Source organism: Rhizobium sp. Root482 (genome assembly GCF_001426565.1).
Lineage (GTDB): Bacteria > Pseudomonadota > Alphaproteobacteria > Rhizobiales > Rhizobiaceae > Pararhizobium.
This window is the reverse complement of sequence record NZ_LMFA01000004.1, coordinates 95,215-117,017: the sequence shown is the minus strand read 5'-3', so window position 1 is coordinate 117,017 and position 21,803 is coordinate 95,215. Positions and strand designations below refer to the sequence as shown.

The window sequence follows — 21,803 nt, the reverse complement described above, 5'->3', positions numbered from 1 at the left end:
ATGAACCGCCCCTTTTCCTCATCCCTCTGGCTTCTGGTGGCGACGGCCCTGCTCGTGGCGGCCCTGCTTCCGTTTGACGGGACGATTTCGCAATGGGCGCAGGGGCTGCCGGGCGGGATCGTGACGTTCAACCAGCGGATCACCGATTTCGGCACATTCGCCTGGATGATCTATGGTTCCGGCTCGATCGTCATCATCGCCTATATCCTCAACCGGGTGGCGCGCAGCGACGGATTTTCATCCAAGACCAGGACGGCCTGGCGGCTGGCGCTTTATTTCCTCGTGACGATCGGCAGCGCCAGCATCGTCGTGCATCTGGCAAAACTGGTGATCGGCCGGGCGCGGCCGGAACTGTTTTCCGAATACGGATCGCGCAGCATCTCCTTCCTTTCCGGCCATGACTGGGTTTTCCAGAGTTTTCCCTCGGGCCATTCGGCGGCGGTCGGCGCCTTCTTCGGGGCCTTTTCCATGCTCGCGCCGCGGCTGAGAATCGTCTTTGCGCTCGGGGCTCTCAGTATCGGCATCAGCCGCGTCGTCGTCGGCGCCCATTATCCGAGCGATGTGGCGGCCGGTCTTCTGGTGGGGCTGTGGACGGCGCTGATGACCGCCTTTTTCTTTGCCGGGCGCAACTGGCTGTTCCGGCTGGACGAAAAAGGCTGGCCACGGCGGAAGAACGGCTTCGACGGGACGCCGAAAGCCTGAGAACCGCCGGAGGGGATTTGGACGAGCTGCACGCCGTCGAGCGATGCCGGCGCCGGCCGGGACATCAAGCTTTCTGTTGACTTGCCGGCAAAACCGCGTATGAGCAACATCGGAAAAGGGACCGACATGCACCGTTCTGGTTACTCCATCGCTGCACTCATCGCCCCGGCATTTGCTGCCGGGCGGGCGCGTTCCTTCCCGATTCTTTCCAAAACAACGGCCAAAACGACGACGAAAACCGTCTGACGTCTCTGGCCACCGCTCTCTCCCCGGCACGGCCGGGGACCTGAAACCCGCGCTTTGGCCGACGGGTTTCTCATCCCAGCACCGCGGAGAGACAGAAAGAGAGCAAAGACATGGGTTTCAAGATTGCCATCGCCGGCGCGACCGGAAATGTCGGCCGCGAAATGCTGAACATCCTTTCCGAACGCGGCTTCCCGGTCGATGAAGTGGTGGCGCTCGCCTCGGCGCGCAGCCAGGGCACGGAAGTCTCCTTCGGCGACAAGACGCTGAAGGTGAAGAACCTCGAAAACTACGATTTTTCCGATACGGACATCTGCCTGATGTCGGCCGGCGGCGCCGTGTCGCTGAAATGGTCGCCGAAGATCGGCGCGCAGGGCTGCGTCGTCATCGACAATTCCTCTGCCTGGCGCTACGACCAGGACGTGCCGCTGGTGGTTCCGGAAGTGAACCCCGACGCCATTACCCAATTCACCAAGCGCAACATCATCGCCAATCCGAACTGCTCGACGGCCCAGCTCGTCGTCGCCCTGAAGCCGCTGCACGACTTCGCCAAAATCAAGCGCGTCGTCGTCTCGACCTATCAATCGGTTTCCGGCGCCGGCAAGGACGGCATGGACGAATTGTTCAACCAGACCCGCGCCGTCTTCGTTGCCGATCCGATGGAGAGCAAGAAGTTCACCAAGCGCATCGCCTTCAACGTCATCCCCCATATCGATAGCTTCATGGAAGACGGCTACACGAAGGAAGAGTGGAAGGTGATGGCCGAAACCAAGAAGATCCTCGATCCGAAGATCAAGCTGACCTGCACGGCCGTGCGCGTTCCGGTCTTCATCGGTCATTCGGAAGCGATCAACATCGAATTCGAAAACGAGATCACCGCCGACCAGGCCCGCGACATCCTGCGCGAGGCGCCGGGTTGCCTGGTCATCGACAAGCATGAAAACGGCGGCTACATCACGCCCTACGAAAGCGCCGGCGAGGACGCGACCTATATTTCCCGCATCCGCGAAGACGCGACGGTTGAGAATGGCCTCAATATTTGGGTCGTCTCCGACAATCTGCGCAAGGGAGCCGCCCTCAACGCCATCCAGATCGCCGAGCTTCTCGTCAATCGTGGCCTGATCACCGCCAAGAAACAGGCAGCCTGAGCGAAAATCTGAAAAGCGACAGAAAATATAAAGTTTTAACCAATAAAAGCCCCGCATGAACCGTGATATGGTCTGCGGGGCTTCTTCATACGGCATAAGGCGGTAGCGGACTTCGGCGGAGGATTCACGTGAAATGGGCTTTCCTTCCTGTTCCACCCTCGTGACAGAACCCGCAAAGACTGGCATTTTGCGGACATTATTTTTTGGATTCAGGCAATCGGGGTTTTCCATGCACAAGGCAAAGTGCGTACTGGCAGGTTTCACGGCACTCGTTGCAGCGGCCATCCTGCCGGCGCAGGCATCTGCCGCGCAATGCGGCAATACATCGGCGGGCTTCGAGGCCTGGGTCGAGGGATTCAAGGGCGAGGCCGCCGGCCGCGGCATCAGTCCCTCGGCGCTCAACAAGGCGTTTGCCAATGTGCGCTACAACAAGGCGACGATCCGCGCCGACCGCGGCCAGAAGAGCTTCAAGCTGTCGCTCGACCAGTTCATGCAGAAGCGCGGCGGCCAGACGATCATTTCGCGCGGCAAGAAGCTGAAGGCGCAGAACGCCTCGCTGCTCAAGTCCATCGAGAGCCGCTACGGCGTGCCCGCCGGCCCGCTTTTGGCGATCTGGGGCATGGAAACCGGCTTCGGCGGCTTCCTCGGCAAGGAACATACGCTCTCGGCCGTCTCGACGCTCGCCTATGACTGCCGCCGGTCCGACTATTTCACCAACCAGCTTTATGCGGCGCTCGAACTGGTGCAGCGCGGCGATCTCAGCCCCGATGCGCGGGGTGCTGCGCATGGTGAAATCGGCCAGACCCAGTTCCTGCCGGCCAATGTGCTGAAATTCGGCGTCGATGGCGACGGCAACGGCCATATCGACATGGTTCGCTCCAAGGCCGATGCGCTGGCCTCGACCGCCAACTTCCTGCGCGGCCACGGCTGGAGCGCCGGGGGCGGATACCAGCAGGGCGAGGGAAATTTCAACGCCATCAGGGGCTGGAACGCCGCCAGCGTCTACCAGCAGGCCATCGCCATCATCGGCGCGGAAATCGACGGCGGCTGATAGGCCTGCCTTTTCGGCATGATATCGTCCGCAGTCCAGGAAACCGGGCTGCGGATTTTTTGTTGCGTGCGGGACGTTTGGCGGGTGGCGCATGGATCCTCGGGTCGAGCCCGAGGATGATCCGGGGAAGAAGGCCGACGGGGAAAGACGGTTACCGGCCGGAAGATGAGGCGGGCTCAACTGCGATTGCGGTTGCCAATATAGGGCTAACGCGCGGCCTACCAGCGGGACGCCGAGAATTTTGCCTCTTCGCCAATCGTAAGCATTTGAAAGGAGTATCTCCCACACTCCGTCATCCTCGGGCTTGACCCGAGGATCCAGCCAAACACTGCGGTTGGAGAACGCTGGCGTGGACGTGGTGATAGGCGGAGCTACCGGGCTGTTACTCGTTCGGCCGCAGGAAGTCTCCCGACTTGGTGTCCATGATCCAAAGCTCGCCGGTGGAAATATCGAACCAGGCGCCGTGGAGCTGCAGCTTGCCCTTGTCCTCGAGGATCTTGACGCAGGGGAAGGTGCGCAGATTGGCGAGCGAATTGCGGATCGAGACGCGTTCCAGCGCGCGCTGGCGTTCGCCGGCGGTGAGCAGGTCATTGTTGAGAATCTGCTCGGCGGCGGGTTTCAGGAGGTTCATCCAGCGGCCGATAAAATCGCCCGGCGACAGCGGCTCGGCATCGGGATCGAGCGCCGCCTTGATGCCGCCGCAACGGCCGTGGCCCATGACGACGATATCGCTGACCCTTAGGACCTGGACGGCGAATTCAAGCGCCGAGGAGGTGGAGTGATAATGCCCGTCCGGCTGATAGGGCGGCATCATATTGGCGACGTTGCGGACCACGAAGAGTTCTCCCGGACCGCTGTCGAAGATCGTCTCGGGCGCCGCGCGGCTGTCGCAACAGGCGATCACCATCGTCCGGGGTTTCTGGCCGGTTTCAGCGAGCGCCTTGTAACGTTGCTGCTGCTCGTTGAAGCGGCCGCTCATGAAATTATTGTAGCCCTTCAGCAAATAGTCCGGAAAGCGCTGCATCTGCTCTGTACTCCGTCTCTTCAAGTTCATTGGCGTTAAATTTCATTGGCCTTAAATTCGCGCGTGCCGCGCCGGGCAAAGATCTCGGCGCAAATCCGCCGCCGGTCTTGAGCGTGTCGATCCGGTTTATGCGCAGGCAACGGGTCGATGCAAGGATTACATGGAGGCGGATGGCATCATCGCCGTCGTTTCTGGCCCGGATGCAGCAGGCGGCGCATCTGGACCAGGGCCATCGGGCTGGCAAGGCTTGCGGCATCGCGCTCGAGCGTCAATTCATCGGCGCCGCGCCGCGTGGAGCGGGCAATGATCTCGAAGACGCTTGCGGTCGCAAGCTGCAAGGCGCGCTCCTCGTCCAGCCCTTCAAGAATCCGGGCAAGGAAAAGCGCTGCCAGGAGGTCGCCGGTGCCGTTCGGCGGGTTGTCGATCAGCCGGTGCTCGGCCAGAAGCGCAGTGTTTCCGGAAAGATAGAGATTGCCGGTGCTGCCCTGCATCATCGCCAGCGCCGAGGTGACGAGCATGCGGGACGGCCCGAGCGAAAGGGCCGCTTCCAGAATGGCGGCATTGCTCTCAAGCGCCACGCCGCAGAGCCAGGAAAGCTCGAACCGGTTCGGCGTGGCAAGCGAAGCGAGCGGCAAAAGCCGGTCGCGCATGGCAATCGCCGTTTCCTCCGGCACGTAAAGACCGCCGGCATCGCCCATGACCGGATCGCAGGCGTAGAAGAGATCGGGATTCTTGTCCCGCAGCGCTTCCACCAGCCGCGCCACGCCGTCCGCCTGACGGGCAGAGCCGAGATAGCCGGTGAGCACGGCGCGTACCTCGCCGACGAAGGGGGAACGGATCAGATCGTCGATCAGACTATCGAAATCGTCTTCGCCGAGCGTCACCCGCGTGGCGCGGCCATGGCCGGGATGCCAGGGCAGGATCACCGTCGGCAATGCCCAGACCGGATAGCCGAGCGTCTCCAATGCAAAAACAGCCGCCCGATTGCCGACCGAGCCGCGAATCACATGGCTCGAAATAACGATGACGGCGCCGGCGGCACTCTCGGACATGGGTTTTTCCGTAGTTTTGACGATCTTCTGATCGCCCGACAATCATGCGCCTGTCAACTGCGGCCGGCGGCATCGCGGCGGCAAATTTCGCGACCGGAGCAAAGATGCACTTGAACCGATTGAATTGCAAAACCGACGCTTCTTGGCTGAAACTTTCATGAAATCATTCCGAAATTCGCCAAAGAATGCCGAAAACGGCCACGATTTCAATCGCCAACCACTTTTCTTCTGCTAGGTTCGATCAAATCGTTGACGGCAGGAGAAAACGGCCATGGGCGCGAAATACAATCCGAAACGGGATCGGCATGCGGATGTGATGGAGGCAGCCAAGGCGCTGGATATTGCCATCCTCTCACCGGATGCGCTTTTCCGTCGGGCGAGCCCTGACGACCTCGGCAATTATACGCCCGACATGCTGGCGTTGACCGCGGCACATGCCTTGAAGGAGATCGGCCGCCAGGCAACGGAGCGTCCGACGATCACCGTCGAGACCGTCGATGGCATCGCACCCGGCGGCGCCGAGGTTTCGATCCTGGCGGTGACCGACCGCAACATGCCGTTCCTCTACGATTCGGTAATGGGCGAGGTGACCGGCACCTATCGGGACATCCATCTGGCGGTGCATCCGATCCTCGTGCTCGAACCGGGTAAGCCGGCTAAGCTTTTCGATCCGGAGGAAAAGAGCGACCCGGCGACGCGGGTCAGCCATATCCAAATCCACCTGCCGAGATTGACGGACAGCCAGGCGGAGGACCTGAAGGAGCGGATCGGCACCGTGCTGTCGCAGGTTCACCTGGCGGTCGGTGACTGGCGTCCGATGACCGAGCTGCTCGACCAGGCAATGGCCGAGCTCGAGGCCAACGGCCCGGCGCGCCGCAGGCATGATCGCGACGAGGCGCTGGCCTTCCTGCGCTGGCTGCGGGACAATAATTTCACCTTCCTCGGCATGCGCGAATATACCTATTCCGGCGAGGGCGAGAATGCCGTGGTCGAGCGCGGCGAGGGCCGGGGGCTCGGCATTCTCTCCGATCCGGACGTGCGCGTGCTACGCCAGGGCAAGGATGCGGTGCTGACGACGCCGGAAATCCTCGCTTTCCTCGACGGGCCGGATTTCCTGATCATCACCAAGGCCAATGTCAAATCCGTCGTCCATCGCCGCGCCTATATGGATTATATCGGCGTCAAGCGTTTCGATGCGAACGGCAATGTGACAGGCGAGCTGCGCATTGTCGGCCTGTTCACCTCCACCGCCTATACGCGGCCTGCAGCCGAGATTCCGCTGCTGCGCTCCAAGGTGGAGAAGATCGTCGACCAGTTCGGCTTCGATCCGCAGAGCCATTCCGGCAAGATGCTGACCAATACGCTGGAATATTATCCGCGCGACGACCTGTTCCAGATCGACGTCAAGCTGCTGGCGAGCTTCTGCGAGCAGATCAACGAGCTTGCCGACCGGCCGCGCATCCGCGTCCTGCCGCGCATCGACCATTTCGACCGCTTCGTCTCCGTCATCGTCTATGTTCCGCGCGAACAGTACGATTCCGACGTGCGCGAAAAGATCGGCACCTATCTTAAGACCATCTATGACGGGCGGGTTTCGGCCTATTATCCGGCCTTCCCGGAAGGCGGGCTGGCGCGGGTGCATTTCATCATCGGCCGCTCGGGCGGCAAGACGCCGCGCATGGCCCAGGCGAAGATGGAGGAGGCGGTGCGCGACATCGTCACCCGTTGGAGCGACCGCTTCGATCTTCTCGCCCGCCAGGACGGGGTGGAAATCCGTGTCAACGGGGCCTATCAGGCAGACTTCACGCCGGCGGAGGCTTATGCCGACCTCGCCGATATCGCGGCCTGCGCGCCGGATGATCCGATCCGCATCGCCTTCTACCAGAAGCCGGGCAAGGGACCGGAATCGCTGGAACTGAAGATTTTCCACGCCGGCGAGCCGGTGTCCCTGTCGCACCGCGTGCCGCTTCTCGAGAATCTCGGCTTCCGGGTGATCAGCGAACAGACGCATGATATCGTCGTCATCGACAAGGCCCGCGGCGAGAGGCTGGTGGTGCTGCACGACATGGAACTGATCCACCGCGATGGTCAGGCGCTGAATCTGGCGAAGAGCGGCCCCATGCTGGAAGAGGCCTATCTGGCCGCTTGGAACGGCCTGATCGAGGACGACAGTTTCAACCGGCTGATCCTGCTCTGCGGCCTTTCGGCCCGCGAGGTGACGGTGCTGCGCGCCTATGCCCGCTATCTGCGCCAGACCGGCATCACCTATTCGCAGGGCTATCTTGCCGATACGCTGAACAAATATCCGGCCATTGCCGGCGATATTTTCCGGCTGTTCGTCACCCGCATGGACCCGGCGCTGGACGACAAGCCCAAGGGCAAGCGCATGGCCGCGCTCAAGGCGGGCATCGAGGGCGCGCTGAACGCCGTGCCCAGCCTTGACGAGGACCAGATCCTGCGCCGCTACGTCAACGCCGTCGAGGCGACGCTGCGCACCAATTATTTCCAGCGCGACGCCAGCGGCAAACCCAAGCCGATGCTTGCCTTCAAGCTCGATCCGAAACTTCTCGACGGCCTGCCCGAGCCGCGTCCCTTCAGGGAAATCTTCGTCTACGGCACCGAGGTCGAGGGCGTTCACCTGCGCTTCGGCAAGGTGGCTCGGGGCGGGCTTCGCTGGTCGGACCGGGCGCAGGACTACCGCACCGAAGTGCTCGGCCTCGTCAAGGCGCAACAGGTGAAGAATGCCGTCATCGTGCCCGTCGGCGCCAAGGGCGGCTTCTACCCCAAGCAATTGCCGGTGGGCGGCACGCGCGACGCGATCTTCAAGGCCGGTTCCGAGGCCTACAAGACCTTCATCCGCACCCTCTTGTCGATTACCGACAACATCGTCGGCCAGGACGTGGTTCCGCCGGCCGATACGCTGCGGCTCGACGGGGACGATCCCTATTTCGTCGTCGCCGCTGACAAGGGCACGGCGACCTTCTCCGATACGGCCAATGCGCTGGCCCAGGAGGCGGATTTCTGGCTGGACGACGCCTTCGCCTCCGGCGGTTCGGCCGGCTACGACCACAAGAAGATGGGCATTACCGCACGCGGCGCCTGGGAAACCGTCAAGCGACATTTCCGCGAAATGGACGTCGACATCCAGACGACGCCGTTCACCGTCGCCGGCGTCGGCGACATGTCGGGCGACGTCTTCGGCAATGGCATGCTGCTGTCGGAAAAGATCCGGCTGATCGCCGCCTTCGACCATCGCGACATCTTCATCGATCCCGATCCGGATATCGAACGATCCTTTGCCGAGCGCCGGCGCCTGTTCGACCTGCCGCGCTCCAGCTGGCAGGATTATGACCGCTCGACGCTATCGGCGGGCGCGATGATCATTCCGCGGAGCGAAAAATCCGTGACCCTGACGCCGCAGGCCATGGCGGCGATCGGTCTCGACAAGAGCCATGCGACGCCTTTCGAGATCATGTCTGCGATCCTCAGAAGCCCCGTCGATCTTCTGTGGTTCGGCGGCATTGGCACCTATATCCGCGCCGCCGGCGAAACCGATGCCGATGTGGGCGACCGTGCCAATGACGCAATCCGCATCACCGCCGAGGAGGTGGGCGCAAGGGTGATCGGCGAAGGCGCCAATCTGGGCGTCACCCAGCGCGCCCGCATTGCCTACGGCCTGAAGGGAGGCCGCTGCAACTCCGACGCCATCGACAATTCGGCCGGCGTCAATTCCTCCGACGTCGAGGTCAACATCAAGATCGCGCTGGCTTCGGCGATGCGCGACGGCCGGCTGACGCGCGCCAAGCGCAATACGCTGCTGGCCTCGATGACCGACGAGGTGGCGGCGCTGGTGCTCCGGAACAATTACGAGCAATCGCTGGCGATCTCGCTCACCGAAATGCTCGGTGCCGGCAACCGCACGCCGCTGGCCCGGCTGATGACGCGACTGGAGGCGGAAGGGCACCTGAACCGCAAGGTGGAAGTGCTGCCGACCGATCAGGCGCTCAGCGAGCGCTACCAGAACGGCAAGCCGCTGACCCGCGCAGAGATCGGCGTGCTGCTCTCCTATTCCAAGCTCGTCCTCTCCGACGAGATCGTTGCCAGCGACCTGCCGGACGATCCCTATTTCCTGACGACGCTGCGCAATTATTTCCCGGCCCGGATGCACAAGGCCCATGCGGCCGATATCGACAGCCATCGCCTGCGCCGCGACATCATCGCCACGGTGCTTGCCAATGACACGATCAATCGCGGCGGGCCGGCCTTCGTCAGCACGCTGATCGACCAGACGGGTTTCATGCCGGCCGATGTGGTGAAGGCCGCGGTGCTGGCGCGCGACGGCTACGATTTGAAGCGCGTCTTCGGCGAGATCGATGCGCTCGACAACGTCATCAGCGGCGCAGTGCAGAACGAGCTCTACCAGGAGGTCGCGCGCATCTTCGCGATCGTCACCGAACGGACGCTCAGGACCAAGGCGATGCAGACGCCGCTCAAGGAAGCGATCGAGCGGCTGCGGGAGGCCCTGCAGAAGCTTAAATCCGCCCTGCAAAGCTCCATCCCAGCGGATGCCACGGCGGATGTGCGGCAAACGGCGGCCTATTTCATCGAGCGCGGCGTGCCGGCAGCGCTTGCCGAGGAGATCGCCGCTCTCGCCGTGATGACCTTCGTGCCGGAAATCATACAGATCGCCGACGATACCGGCGTGACGCTGACGCGCACCGCGCAGAGCTATTTCGGCGTGACGCAGAATCTCCGGATCGCCAAGCTGCTTGCCGCCGCCGAGCGCGTTTCGGCCACCGAGCAATATGAGGCGATGGCCCTTTCGCGCAGCATCAACGACATCGCGACCGCGCGCAAGGACATCACCATTGCGGCGCTCACAGGCAACAAGGACGAGCGCAATCCGGTCAGTGCCTGGCAGGACAGCGACCGGAGCCGGATTTCCCGGGTAAGCGACCAGCTGACCCTGTTGACGGAAAAGGGCGAAACGACCCTTGCCAAGATCACGGTGGCCGCGGGGCTGCTCAGCGATCTTGCGCATAACCGGATGAGGTGACACTGTCGGCCCCGGCGGGGGCGCGACCTGGGAGAGGCGAGTGAGCGGCATGACGGCAAGGGCGGGGGCCGACGCGGCCCCCCGGGTGACGCGTGCCGGCCTTGCCGGCTGGATGCTGTTCGATTGGGCCGCCCAGCCCTTCTTCACGGTGATCATCACCTTCATCTTCGGCCCCTATTTCGTCTCCCGTCTTGCCGAGGACCCGGCCCATGGCCAGGCCATGTGGGGCTATACGCTGACCATTTCCGGCATCGTCATCGCGGTGCTTTCGCCGGTACTCGGCTCGATCGCCGACGCCACCGGCGCCCGCAAGCCCTGGATCGCCTTCTTTGCCGTGATCAAGGTGGTTTCGCTGGCCCTGCTGTGGTTTGCCATGCCCGGATCGCCGCTGATCTATCCCTTCGTGCTTGTCATCCTTGCCTCGATCGCGGCGGAATTCTCGATCGTTTTCAATGATTCGATGATGCCGCGGCTGGTGCCGGAGGAGGAGATCGGCCGGATTTCCAATATTGCCTGGGGGCTCGGCTATCTCGGCGGCATGATCGTGCTGATCGCCGTCGTGGCACTTCTGGCCGCGAGCCCCGAATCCGGCAAAACAATTCTCGGGCTCGATCCACTGTTCGGCCTCGATCCGGCCACCGGCGCCGATGCCCGCGTCACCGGGCCGATCTCTGCGCTCTGGTATCTCGTCTTCATCCTGCCGATGTTCCTGTTTACGCCCGATGCGCGCCGGATCTCGCTACCGGCGGCCACGGCAGTGCGCAACGGCCTTTCCGAACTGCGCCAGACGATCGGCGAATTGAAGCACCGGACCGGCATATTGCGGTTTCTCGTAGCGCGGATGATCTTCCAGGATGGCGTCAACGGCCTCCTGGCGCTCGGCGGCACGTTTGCGGCCAGCATGTTCGCCTGGCAGACGGTCGAACTCGGGGTCTACGGGATCATCTTGAACGTCGTGGCGATCGGCGGCTGCCTCTATGCCAGCCGGCTCGATGCGAAACTCGGCTCCAAGACCATCGTCACCGCCAGCCTGGTCTGCCTGACGATCGCGACACTCGGCATCGTTTCCACCGGCCCCGGCTATACGCTGTTCGGCCTTCTGCCGCTGTCTGTCACCGATTCCGGCGGGCTTTTCGGCACCGCCGCGGAAAAGGCCTATATCGTCTTCGGGCTGCTGGTCGGCATCGCCTTCGGGCCGGTGCAGGCCTCCTCGCGCTCCTATCTCGCCCGCAGCGTCAGCGCCGAGGAGGCGGGGCGCTATTTCGGGCTCTATGCCTTTTCAGGCCGCGCCACCACTTTCCTGGCCCCCGCCTCCGTCGCCACCGTCACCCTTGCCACCGGCTCAGCCCGCATCGGAATGATGGCGCTGGTGGTATTCCTGGCTGTGGGGCTGGCAATCCTTCTGCGGACCCCTTATCCGGCAAAGTAGAGCGGATGGGTCGTGGATGGTCGGGTCGAGCCCGACCATGACGGAGGGAGAGCAGCGACAGCTCAGGAAGCAATATTTAGCAAGGCACTTCCGGTCGGAAAGCCGTGGAGAACCGCCGGCTTCCAACAAGAAGCTCAATGCCGGAAATGCCGCATTCCGGTGAAGACCATGGCGACGCCGGCTTCGTCGGCGGCGGCGATGACTTCGGCGTCGCGCATCGAGCCGCCCGGCTGAATGACGGCGGTGGCGCCGGCCGCGATCATCGACAGGAGACCATCGGCAAAGGGCAGGAAGGCCTCGGAGGCGACGGCGGAACCCTTTGTGAGCGGCGCCGGAAGACCGAGCACCCTTGCCGCTTCCTCGGCCTTCAGGCCGGCGATGCGGGCGGAATCCACCCGGCTCATCTGGCCGGCGCCAATGCCGACGGTCTGGCCGTCCTTGGCATAGACGACCGCATTCGACTTCACATGCTTGGCCACCTTGAAGGCGAATTTCATGTCTTCCAGCTCCTGCGGCGTCGGCGCGCGCCGGCTGACGACCTTCAGGTCCAGGTCCTCGACCATGCCATTGTCGCGTTGCTGGACCAGCATGCCTCCGGCGACGGTCTTGGCCGAGAGGCCGGGCACGCGCGGATCGGGCAGGGCGCCGGTGACGAGCAGACGCAGATTGGGCTTGGCGGCGATGATCGCCTTGGCCTCGTCGGTGACCGAGGGGGCGATGATCACTTCGGTGAAGAGCTTGACGATCTCCTGCGCGGTGGCGCCGTCCAGTTCGCCGTTGAGCGCGATGATGCCGCCGAAGGCCGAGGTCGAATCGCAGGCAAGGGCGCGCTCATAGGCTTCCAGCAGTGTCGGCCCGGTGGCGACACCGCAGGGATTGGCATGCTTGATGATGGCGCAGGCCGGCAATGCCTGCGGAGGGAATTCTGCGACCAGTTCAAAGGCCGCGTCGGTATCGTTGATATTGTTGTAGGAAAGCTGCTTGCCCTGCAGCAGGGTGGCGGTGGCGACGCCCGGGCGATCTTCACCGGTGAGATAGAATCCGGCTTTCTGATGCGGATTCTCGCCATAGCGCATTTCTTCCTTGAGCACGCCGCCAATGGTGCGGTGGCGCGGCATCGGCGTGTCGAGAACCTCCGCGAACCAGCCGGAAATGGTGGTATCATAGGCGGCCGTACGGGCATAGGCGCGGGCCGCAAGGCGCTGGCGGAAGGCAAAGGAGGTGGCGGCACCGTCGCCGAGTTCGGCCAGAAGCGCGTCATAATCGCCGCTATCGGTGACGATGGCGACATAGGCATGGTTCTTGGCCGAGGCGCGGATCATCGCCGGGCCGCCGATATCGATATTCTCGACCGTGGTCGGATAATCGCCGCCTTTGGCGCGGACCTCCTCGAAGGGGTAGAGGTTGATGACCGCCAGATCGATGCCGGTAATGCCATGAGTGGTCATCGCCTGGACATGGTCTTCATCGTCGCGGATGGCGAGGAGGCCGCCATGGACGCCCGGATGCAGGGTCTTGACGCGACCGTCCATCACTTCCGGAAAGCCGGTGATTTCGGACACGTCGGTGACCGGCAGGCCGGCATCGGCAAGCGCCTTGTGCGTGCCGCCGGTAGAAACCAGATGCACACCTTTTTCATGAAGCGCCCGGGCAAGCGCGACGATGCCGGTCTTGTCGGAAACGGAGAGGAGGGCGGTGCGGATCGTCACCTGGTCGGGGGCGGGGATTTTCTTCGAGGCGACGGCCATCATCATGCTCCTTGGAAAACGCCACGGGAGAAACGCGGCGGGAAAGCGCGGGAGAGAAAAAGCGCCGGCTGTTTCTCACATCCGCCGGCCGCCTGCCGTTAGCACAGCTTCCGGCCCGAAGAAACCGGGCGTGCTGCGCTCATCGGATTTACCGGGTAAAAATCAGCCCTCGCGGGAAAAAACCCACTGGATTTCGGGTTGGCTCGCGACAGGAAAACTCACGGCGATCTGCGCGCTGGGCCGCACGCCCGAGGGGTCGGCAAAGAAAATATCCTCCTCGACCGCGATTTCGCCGTCACGGCAGGTAAACAGCCAGGTCTCGCCGTCGGGCGCCGTCAGATAGGCCTCATGTGCGCTATGGCGGCGAATGGTGATGGCCGGATGGATATGGAAACGCGCAACCGCAACGGCCGTGTGGCTGGGCGCCGGATCGTTGCCATCCGGCTGCAGCAGCCGGTCACGGCCGCGCACGATACGTCCCTGGCCGTTGAGGCTGATATCGCGCTCATGGACGAGGCCGAGGCTTTCGACATAGCCATCATGGCTGGCAATGACCGCATCAAGCTCGCCCGCCCGTTCCTCGCGCCGCACGGCAACCCTTGAGACGCCGCCGGTGACGATAGGACCGAGAAAACGCGACTGCGACAGCCGCGCCGACGAGCGGTCATCGACGGTGACGGTCGAATGCGCCGCCGTCAGCCGCGCCAGTTGGCGGAATCGGTCGCCGGCGAATTTCGGCGAACCGGAATTGATGACGAAGCGGTGGCGGCCGGACGACATCTCGAACGACAGGCAGCCAGCATGCGCCGTGCGCGACCATGCGCTCGACAGCGGCATGCCGGTATCGACGATGACCACGACGGTTTCGGTGGCAAGCCTCTGATACTGGAGATGCGGCAGGGCCTTGAAGGGCATGCCGGCGGTTTCGTCATAGCGCAGCACCGACATCAGCTCGTTGCCGAGCGTCGAGGTGGCGCCGTTGAACAGGGCGAGTTCGCCCCCCTGGTGGCGGAAGAAACGCAGGGCCGGATACATGCGGTCGATGCAGGGAATGAGCCGGACCGGGAGTTCGTGGCCGAGATTGACATAGGTCTGGCGCAGCGGCAGCAGATCGAACAGGAGTTCGAGCCCGACACGCGAATTGCGCGAGACATGGCCGCCATCCGGCAGGATCTGCCGATCCAGTTCCCGATCGAGATTGCGGGCCGCCTTACGAATGGCGGAAGTCGAGGCCGGCATGGCGACCGAGGCCATGGCAAGGGCGATCCGGGTTTTCAGCCGTGCCTCGCCATCTGCGGTGGTATCGGCGACATGCCGGAGATATCGCAACTGGAAGGCAAGGCTCTTGAGGAAACGCCGATAGAAGGCATGTTCGGCATCGCGTAGGATGATCGGCGAATGGGACAGCCAGGAAATCATCCGCTGGGCGATGATATCGACATCCCAGGCCATGCCACCGATGACGCGGCCATGCGTGACGATCCAGTCATTGACGATATGGCGCAGCTGGCCGAGCGCCTCTTCCTGGCGGACGGAGCGCATATGGCGCACCCAGCCGAAGGAATGGAGACGAACGCCGAACTCCCGCGACGGAAGATCCATCTCAAAGGGCGATTCGCCTTCGGTTTCGAGAACCCGGCCAGCCAGCGGAAAACGCCCTTCAAGGATTTCCTGCGCGACAAAGGGATCGACAGCGCGCAAATCCGTCGGCGCGACGATCAGCCGGTCCGGCGTGGTGCCGGCAAAACGCAGCGCTGAACTGCGGCCAAGCGCAAGCCGGCGCGAGAACCGGCGCCAACCCTCACGCACATACAGATAGAGCAGCCTTTGACGATCGGAGATTCGCATATTCGACGCCCGTTTCACTCCCCTCTTCCGGACCAGGCCTCATGCCGTATCGGCACACCGGAATGACTGCTGTGCATGTGGGAACATCAGGACCATGATCCTGCCTGAAAAGTCATTAAACTTTTATAGATCACACCAGTTTGAACAGGAAAAACCGTGGACAGCGTCAGCTGAACGACAAAAACGGCCTGTTGATGGCGACATTATCCCTCTAATCCACACGGCGAAGGACGACGGCATAGAAACCGTCGAGCCCACCGGAAAAGCCATCCTGCGGCGGGATCATCGCCGGCGTTGTGCGGAACTCGCCGAGCGGCGTGACCGCTTCCTCAAGCCCGGGCCAAGCACTGGGATCAATGGACACGCGTTCGCAATGGCCCTCGGCAAGGATTCGTTCCGAGACCTCTTCCCCTTCGCGCTTGTCGAGCGAACAATTGGAAAAGACCACCTGCCCGCCGGGTTTCACCAGCGTCAGCGCGTGGCGCAGCAGCTTTTCCTCCAGCAGGGCCAGCTTTTCGATGTCTTCCGGCCCCTTGGTCCAAAGCACATCCGGATGGCGCCGGATCGTGCCGGTGGAGGAACAGGGCGCATCTAGCAGGGCGGCGTCGAACAGGTCTTCGGTGCGGAAATCGGCCATGTTGATTTCCTGTGTCCCCGCCTCCAGCCCGAGCCGGGCAAGATTGGACTTCAGGCGTTTCAACCGGCTCGACGACTGGTCGAGCGCCGTCACCTCGGCACCGGCGAGGATCAACTGGGCGGTTTTTCCGCCCGGTGCGGCACAGAGATCGATGACGCGCTTTCCGGACAATTGCCCGAACAGCCGGGCTGGAAGGGCGGCGGCGGCATCCTGCACCCACCACTGGCCATCCTCGAAGCCGGAAAGACCGGGCACCGCGCCGGAAAACCCGGCAAGACGCACCGAGCCCGTCGGCAGGACGCGACCATTGAGCTTCTCGGCCCAGCCGGCCGCATCGGATTTGACCGTCAGATCGATCGCCGCGGGCGAAAGCAGAGCCGCGGCAATGCGGCCGGCCTCCTCGGCCCCGTAATAGGTGACCAGGCGCTTGTGAAACCAGCCGGGGATTGCCGGGGTGTTTTCGCCGATGGTTTCGAGCAGGGCCTGTTTTTCGCGGGAAAGACGGCGCAGCACGGCATTGACGAGGCTGGCAAAACGCCGGTTGCGCGGATCGATCTGCGCCTGTTCGACGGCCAGATCGACGGCGGAATGGTCAGGAATGTCGAGATAGAGGATCTGCGCCGCGGCAACCGTCAGAACATGATCGAGCGCGCGGGCGCCCTCGGGAAGCGGGGTCTGCAGCAAGGAGGCGATCATCGCTTCGATGCGCGGCAATTGCCGGAGCGCCGAATTCAGGATCGCGCGGACGAGGGCACGATCGGCCTCGTTCAGTTCGCGATAGACCGGGTTGCCATTTTCCGCGTCCAGCATGCCATCGAGCGAGGTCTTGCGATCGACAACCGCAGCCAGCATCTTGGCGGCGGCCTGGCGGGCCCTGATCCCCGGCTTGTCGCTGCGCTCGAACGCCGGATTTTCGCTGTCGCGGCCCGAAGCTCTGCCGTAGGCACGCGGCCGTTGATTTCGTTTCGGTTGCGAATTGTTATTGTCGTCTGATGTCAAGACCAGGGCCCTTTCGGCGGCTCGGAACCACCGCGACCCCAGCCGGTCGACGGCACGGAGCGCGATTTGCGCACCGGATTATCAGCCCTGACGGGCGGCGTCGAGACCGATGCCATCTCGCCCGCCATGCGCTCCAGCGCCTCGATGCGGTTTTCCGTCGCCGGATGGGTGGAAAACAGATTGTCCATGCGCTCACCCGAAAGCGGGTTGATAATGAACATATGAGCGGTGGCCGGATTGCGCTCGGCTTCAGCATTCGGCACCTGATGGGCGAAATTCGAGATCTTGGCCAGCGCCGAGGCCAGAGCCAGTGGCTTGCCGCAGATTTCGGCGCCGCGCCGGTCGGCGGAATATTCACGCGTGCGGCTGACCGCCATCTGCACGATCATGGCGGCCAGCGGCGCGACGATCATCGCCACCAGCACGCCGATGAACCCGAGCGGATTGTTGTTTTCACGATTGCCGCCGAAGAAGAAGGCGAAATTGCCGAGCATGGAAATGGCGCCGGCCAGCGTGGCCGTCAGCGTCATGGTCAGCGTATCGCGGTTTTGCACATGCGCCAGTTCATGCGCCATGACGCCGGCCACCTCATCATAGGACAGCGCCTGCAGCAGCCCGGTGGAGGCGGCGACGGCGGCATTCTGCGGATTGCGGCCGGTGGCAAAGGCATTCGGCTGCGGATTGTCGATCACATAGACCCGCGGCATCGGCAATCCGGCATTTTGCGCCAGATCGCGGACGATGCCGTAATATTCCGGCGCGCTCTGCGCATCGACCTCCTGGGCGCGGTACATGCGCAGCACCATCGTGTCGGAATTCCAGTAGGAGAAGAAATTCATGCCGGCGGCAATGACGAGCGCGATCATCATGCCGCCCCTGCCGCCGATGAGAAAGCCGACCGCCATGAACAGGGCGGTCATGAAGGCAAGGAGCATGGCAGTGCGCATCAGGTTCATCGGCGAGGTCTCCAGCGGCGTTTCACGTGAATCACGGTTTTTCTTGAACGCGGATTTCCTATATGATGGGGAGATAGAGCGCTTTCTTCAATATTTTCACGGAAAATCGGTTCTCCCATGCAAAATGACAATGATAATCTGCTGGCGGCGCCGGCCAGGCCGCTGAGCCCCGCAGCAAAACGTGCGCTCGCGGAAGCCGAGGAGCGTAGGCGCGCCTCTCAGCCGCTGGCACTACCGGAGGAACATGGCGGACGCGGCGGCACCGAACCGGTGCGCTATGGCGACTGGGAGATCAACGGGCGCGCCGTGGATTTCTAAGGAAATAATTCCTGTTGTCTTTTGGTATTGATCGGCTTATTTTCCTATTCATGGGAACAACGATCAAAATCCTGCTGGCCGCTCTGATCTTGCCGCTTCTGGCGAGCGCCGCTGGCGCGGCGGGCTCCGGCAGCGGCTTGGAGATTGCAGGCCCGGTCAGCGCCGAGATCGTCCGGGTCATCGATGGCGATACGGTGCTGGTCATGGCGAGGCCCTGGCCGCAGCAGATCGTCGAGGTTTATGTGCGACTGCGCGGTATCGATGCGCCTGAGCTGAAATCATTCCTGCGCGGCGACGCGCGATGCCGGCCGCCAGGCGCTGATCGCGCTGGAAAATCTGCTCCGCTCGCAGGGCGAGATCCGGCTGTCGCGTATTTCCGGCGATAAATATTTCGGCAGGGTGCTGGCCGATATCAGTTTTCCCGACGGCCGGAATCCGGCTCAGGAAATGCTGTCGGCAGGCCATGCTGTGGCCTATGCGGGCGGACAAAGATCGAAGGCTTGTGCTTCGTTCTGGTAAGCTTCCCATCTCCACACTCGGGAGAAATACAGGACGGTGAGGGGGTTCGGCTAAGCTGGAGCCATAAAAAGGTGGCCTTCGGCCCCCTCATCCGGCGCGTTGCGTCCCCTTCTCCCCGACGGGGAGAAGGGGGAAGAGCGCCTATTTCCGGTTCTGGCGATTGGCAATCAGGTCGTCGACCACGGCCGGATCGGCCAGGGTCGAGGTATCGCCGAGCGTGTTGAAATCGTCCTCGGCGATCTTGCGCAGGATGCGGCGCATGATCTTGCCGGAGCGGGTTTTCGGCAGGCCTGGGGTGAACTGGATCTTGTCGGGCGAGGCAATGGCGCCGATTTCCTTGCGCACATGGGCGACCAGTTCCTTGCGCAGCTCCTCCGTGCCCTCATGACCGACCATCAGCGTCACATAGCTGTAGATGCCCTGGCCCTTGATATCATGGGGATAGCCGACGACGGCGGCTTCCGATACCAGATCATGGCTGACCAGCGCCGATTCGACCTCTGCCGTGCCCATGCGGTGACCCGAGACATTGAGCACGTCATCGACGCGACCGGTGATCCAGTAATAGCCGTCCTCGTCGCGGCGGCAGCCGTCGCCGGTGAAATATTTGCCCTTGTAGGTGGCGAAATAGGTCTGGATGAAGCGGGCATGGTCGCCATAGACGGTGCGCATCTGCCCCGGCCAGCTGTCGGCAATGCAGAGATTGCCGTCGGCAGCACCTTCCAGGACGCGGCCTTCGCCATCCACCAGCTGCGGCTGGACGCCGAAGAAGGGCAGGGTTGCCGAACCCGGCTTCAGGTCCATGGCGCCCGGCAGCGGGCTGATCATGATGCCGCCGGTCTCGGTCTGCCACCAGGTATCGACGACGGGGCAGCGATTGTCGCCGACCACATGGTAATACCATTCCCAGGCTTCCGGATTGATCGGCTCGCCGACCGAGCCGAGCGTGCGCAGCGACGAGCGCGACGAGCGGGTGACGAAGGCATCGCCCTGGCCCATCAGCGCGCGGATGGCGGTCGGGGCGGTGTAGAAGATGTTCACCTGGTGCTTGTCGACGACATCCCAGAAACGGCCGGCATCCGGATAGGTCGGCACGCCCTCGAACATCAGCGTCGTGGCGCCATTGGCGAGCGGCCCGTAAACGATATAGGAATGGCCGGTGACCCAGCCGACATCGGCGGTGCACCAGTAGATATCGCCGTCGTGATAATCGAAGACATATTCATGCGTCATGGCGCTATAGACGAGATAGCCGCCGGTCGTGTGCAAAACACCCTTCGGCTTGCCGGTGGAGCCCGACGTATAAAGGATGAACAGCGGGTCTTCCGCGCCCATTTCCTCCGGCGGACAATCGCCCGCGACCTTCGCGACGGCCTCGTGGTACCAGATGTCGCGTCCGTCGGTCCAATCGATCTTGCCGCCGGTGCGCCGCACCACCACGACGGACTTGACCGCGACGCCGCCGCGCCCGGCGATCTCGACGGCCTTGTCCGTATTGGCCTTGAGCGGGATAGGCTTGGCGCCGCGCAGGCCCTCGTCGGCGGTAATGACGATGTTGGACTGGCAATCGACGATGCGGCCGGCCAGCGCATCCGGCGAAAAGCCGCCGAAAACGATGGAATGCACGGCGCCGATGCGGGCGCAGGCGAGCATGGCATAGGCCGCTTCCGGGATCATCGGCATGTAGATGGTGACACGGTCGCCCTTTTTGACGCCGTTTTCCTTCAGCACATTGGCGAGCCGGCAGACATGCCCGTAAAGCTCGCGATAGGTGATTTTGGCGTCTTCCGACGGATCGTCGCCTTCCCAGATGATGGCGACCTGGTCGCCGCGTTTCTCCAGATGCCGATCGATGCAGTTATAGGCGACATTGGTCAGACCGTCCTCGAACCACTTGATCGAGACCTCGCCTTCGAAGGAGGTGTTCTTGACCTTAGTGTAGGGCTTAAACCAGTCGATCCGCTTGCCGTGCTCACCCCAGAAGGCCTGCGGATCGGAGACGCTCTTCTCATACCATTTCCGGTAGGTGGCCTCGTCGATCAGGGCACGCTTCTTCGCCGGTTCCAGGACCGGATAGGTTTTGACGGACATGCGATTTCCTCCCTGCGCAGGCTTCCTTGGACCGTACGTCTCCCCGTACGCGTTCTTTCCGGCAGTATTCATATCAGCTGAAGGCACGGCGGCAATTAGACAAAAGGTCATTTTTTCAGGAAGAATTGCATTTCCGACATGACGCAGGTATAGAGGCGCTCATTTCCCGGAAATCAGTGGTAGCATCCCACGGCCCGCGACACCGGCGCGGACGGACAGAAGGACTATATCCATGGCTCAACAACTGCTCATGCCCAAAGCGACGGCCGTATGGCTTGTTGACAACACTGCCCTGTCGTTCGAACAGATCGCCACCTTCTGCAAGCTGCACCCGCTGGAAGTCAAGGCGATCGCCGATGGTGAATCGGCGCAGGGCATCAAGGGTCTCGACCCGATCGCCACCGGGCAGTTGTCGCGCGACGAGATCGTGCGCGCCGAAGGCGATTCGAACCACAAGCTGAAACTGTCGGAACCGAAGGTCCGGGTGCCGGAAAGCAAGCGCAAGGGCCCGCGCTACACTCCGGTTTCCAAGCGCCAGGACCGCCCGAACGCCATTCTCTGGCTGGTGCGCAACCACCCGGAACTGAAGGATGCGCAGATCTCCCGCCTGGTCGGCACCACGAAATCGACGATCGAGCAGATCCGCGACCGCACCCACTGGAATTCGACCAACCTGACGGCGATGGACCCGGTCACGCTTGGCCTGTGCACGCAGATCGACCTCGACCTTGAGGTGGAACGCGCCTCCAAGGGCCGGCCGCTGCCGACTGCAGCCGAACTCGGCGCGACGCTCGAAGCCTCGCAGGAAACCGAAAAGCTGCCTTTCTCCTACGAACGCGAGGAAGAGAAGGAAATGGACGCCGACGCCGTTTTCGCCAAGCTCAAATCGCTGAAATCCGACCGCAAGGACGAAGACGAAGACGACGCCTTCTGATCGCGGCGAATTTTTTTTGAGACGACCAAACCCGGATCGGTGATTCGG

Annotated in this window: 16 protein-coding genes; 9 read left to right on the top strand and 7 right to left on the bottom strand. The window is 62.7% G+C overall.

Annotated features, from left to right (window positions below; translation table 11 throughout):
• From ASD31_RS05095 to ASD31_RS05085, 4 genes are all read left to right on the top strand, one after another.
• Complete coding sequence (locus ASD31_RS05095) at nt 1-702, top strand: phosphatase PAP2 family protein (protein ID WP_056330309.1); 702 nt, start codon at nt 1-3, stop codon at nt 700-702.
• A 99-nt stretch (nt 703-801) separates the two neighbouring features.
• Nucleotides 802-948, top strand: coding sequence for a hypothetical protein (locus tag ASD31_RS25780; protein WP_156392516.1), 147 nt, complete (start codon nt 802-804; stop codon nt 946-948).
• A 110-nt stretch (nt 949-1,058) separates the two neighbouring features.
• Nucleotides 1,059-2,093, top strand: a complete 1,035-nt coding sequence (locus ASD31_RS05090) for an aspartate-semialdehyde dehydrogenase (protein ID WP_056330307.1) — start codon at nt 1,059-1,061, stop codon at nt 2,091-2,093.
• A gap of 229 nt (nt 2,094-2,322) precedes the next feature.
• Entirely contained in the window at nt 2,323-3,144 is an 822-nt protein-coding gene (locus ASD31_RS05085; protein WP_056330304.1) for a lytic transglycosylase domain-containing protein, read from the top strand.
• A gap of 382 nt (nt 3,145-3,526) precedes the next feature.
• On the opposite strand, the gene ASD31_RS05080 is transcribed toward ASD31_RS05085, so the two are convergent.
• The gene (locus ASD31_RS05080; RefSeq protein ID WP_056330302.1) at nt 3,527-4,168 is read right to left on the bottom strand and encodes a carbonic anhydrase; all 642 of its coding nucleotides are present in this window, start codon (nt 4,166-4,168) and stop codon (nt 3,527-3,529) included.
• Nucleotides 4,169-4,344: 176 nt separating this feature from the next.
• A complete protein-coding gene (gene pdxY, locus ASD31_RS05075; RefSeq protein WP_056330300.1) occupies nt 4,345-5,220 on the bottom strand; it encodes a pyridoxal kinase PdxY in 876 nt (291 codons plus the stop codon).
• 271 nt (nt 5,221-5,491) lie between these two features.
• On the opposite strand from pdxY, the gene ASD31_RS05070 reads away from it, so the two are divergent.
• The gene (locus ASD31_RS05070; RefSeq protein WP_056330298.1) at nt 5,492-10,276 is read left to right on the top strand and encodes an NAD-glutamate dehydrogenase; all 4,785 of its coding nucleotides are present in this window, start codon (nt 5,492-5,494) and stop codon (nt 10,274-10,276) included.
• Nucleotides 10,277-10,325: 49 nt separating this feature from the next.
• On the top strand, nt 10,326-11,705 hold the full coding sequence (locus ASD31_RS05065; protein ID WP_056330372.1) for an MFS transporter: 1,380 nt from the start codon (nt 10,326-10,328) through the stop codon (nt 11,703-11,705).
• A gap of 134 nt (nt 11,706-11,839) precedes the next feature.
• Here ASD31_RS05065 and purH read toward each other — a convergent pair whose 3' ends face one another.
• The 4 genes from purH to htpX form a co-directional block, all read right to left on the bottom strand.
• The gene (purH, locus tag ASD31_RS05060; RefSeq protein ID WP_056330295.1) at nt 11,840-13,453 is read right to left on the bottom strand and encodes a bifunctional phosphoribosylaminoimidazolecarboxamide formyltransferase/IMP cyclohydrolase; all 1,614 of its coding nucleotides are present in this window, start codon (nt 13,451-13,453) and stop codon (nt 11,840-11,842) included.
• Between the two features lie 162 nt (nt 13,454-13,615).
• Entirely contained in the window at nt 13,616-15,301 is a 1,686-nt protein-coding gene (locus ASD31_RS05055; RefSeq protein WP_056330293.1) for a heparinase II/III family protein, read from the bottom strand.
• A gap of 211 nt (nt 15,302-15,512) precedes the next feature.
• Nucleotides 15,513-16,937 carry an RsmB/NOP family class I SAM-dependent RNA methyltransferase gene (locus ASD31_RS05050; protein WP_056330290.1) on the bottom strand — a complete coding sequence of 475 codons (1,425 nt, stop codon included), beginning with the start codon at nt 16,935-16,937 and terminating at the stop codon, nt 15,513-15,515.
• Entirely contained in the window at nt 16,934-17,893 is a 960-nt protein-coding gene (gene htpX, locus ASD31_RS05045; protein WP_056330288.1) for a zinc metalloprotease HtpX, read from the bottom strand. Before htpX ends, ASD31_RS05050 begins: the two co-directional genes overlap by 4 nt.
• Before the next feature lie 117 nt (nt 17,894-18,010).
• On the opposite strand from htpX, the gene ASD31_RS05040 reads away from it, so the two are divergent.
• Nucleotides 18,011-18,211 (top strand): DUF1674 domain-containing protein, encoded by a 201-nt coding sequence (locus ASD31_RS05040; RefSeq protein WP_056330285.1) that lies wholly within the window; start codon nt 18,011-18,013, stop codon nt 18,209-18,211.
• Nucleotides 18,212-18,261: 50 nt separating this feature from the next.
• The gene (locus tag ASD31_RS05035; RefSeq protein WP_244483761.1) at nt 18,262-18,597 is read left to right on the top strand and encodes a hypothetical protein; all 336 of its coding nucleotides are present in this window, start codon (nt 18,262-18,264) and stop codon (nt 18,595-18,597) included.
• Nucleotides 18,598-18,871: 274 nt separating this feature from the next.
• Here ASD31_RS05035 and acs read toward each other — a convergent pair whose 3' ends face one another.
• Nucleotides 18,872-20,821, bottom strand: coding sequence for an acetate--CoA ligase (acs, locus tag ASD31_RS05030; protein ID WP_056330282.1), 1,950 nt, complete (start codon nt 20,819-20,821; stop codon nt 18,872-18,874).
• Between the two features lie 232 nt (nt 20,822-21,053).
• On the opposite strand from acs, the gene ASD31_RS05025 reads away from it, so the two are divergent.
• On the top strand, nt 21,054-21,755 hold the full coding sequence (locus ASD31_RS05025) for a DUF1013 domain-containing protein (RefSeq protein ID WP_056330280.1): 702 nt from the start codon (nt 21,054-21,056) through the stop codon (nt 21,753-21,755).
• Nucleotides 21,756-21,803 lie beyond the last annotated feature (48 nt).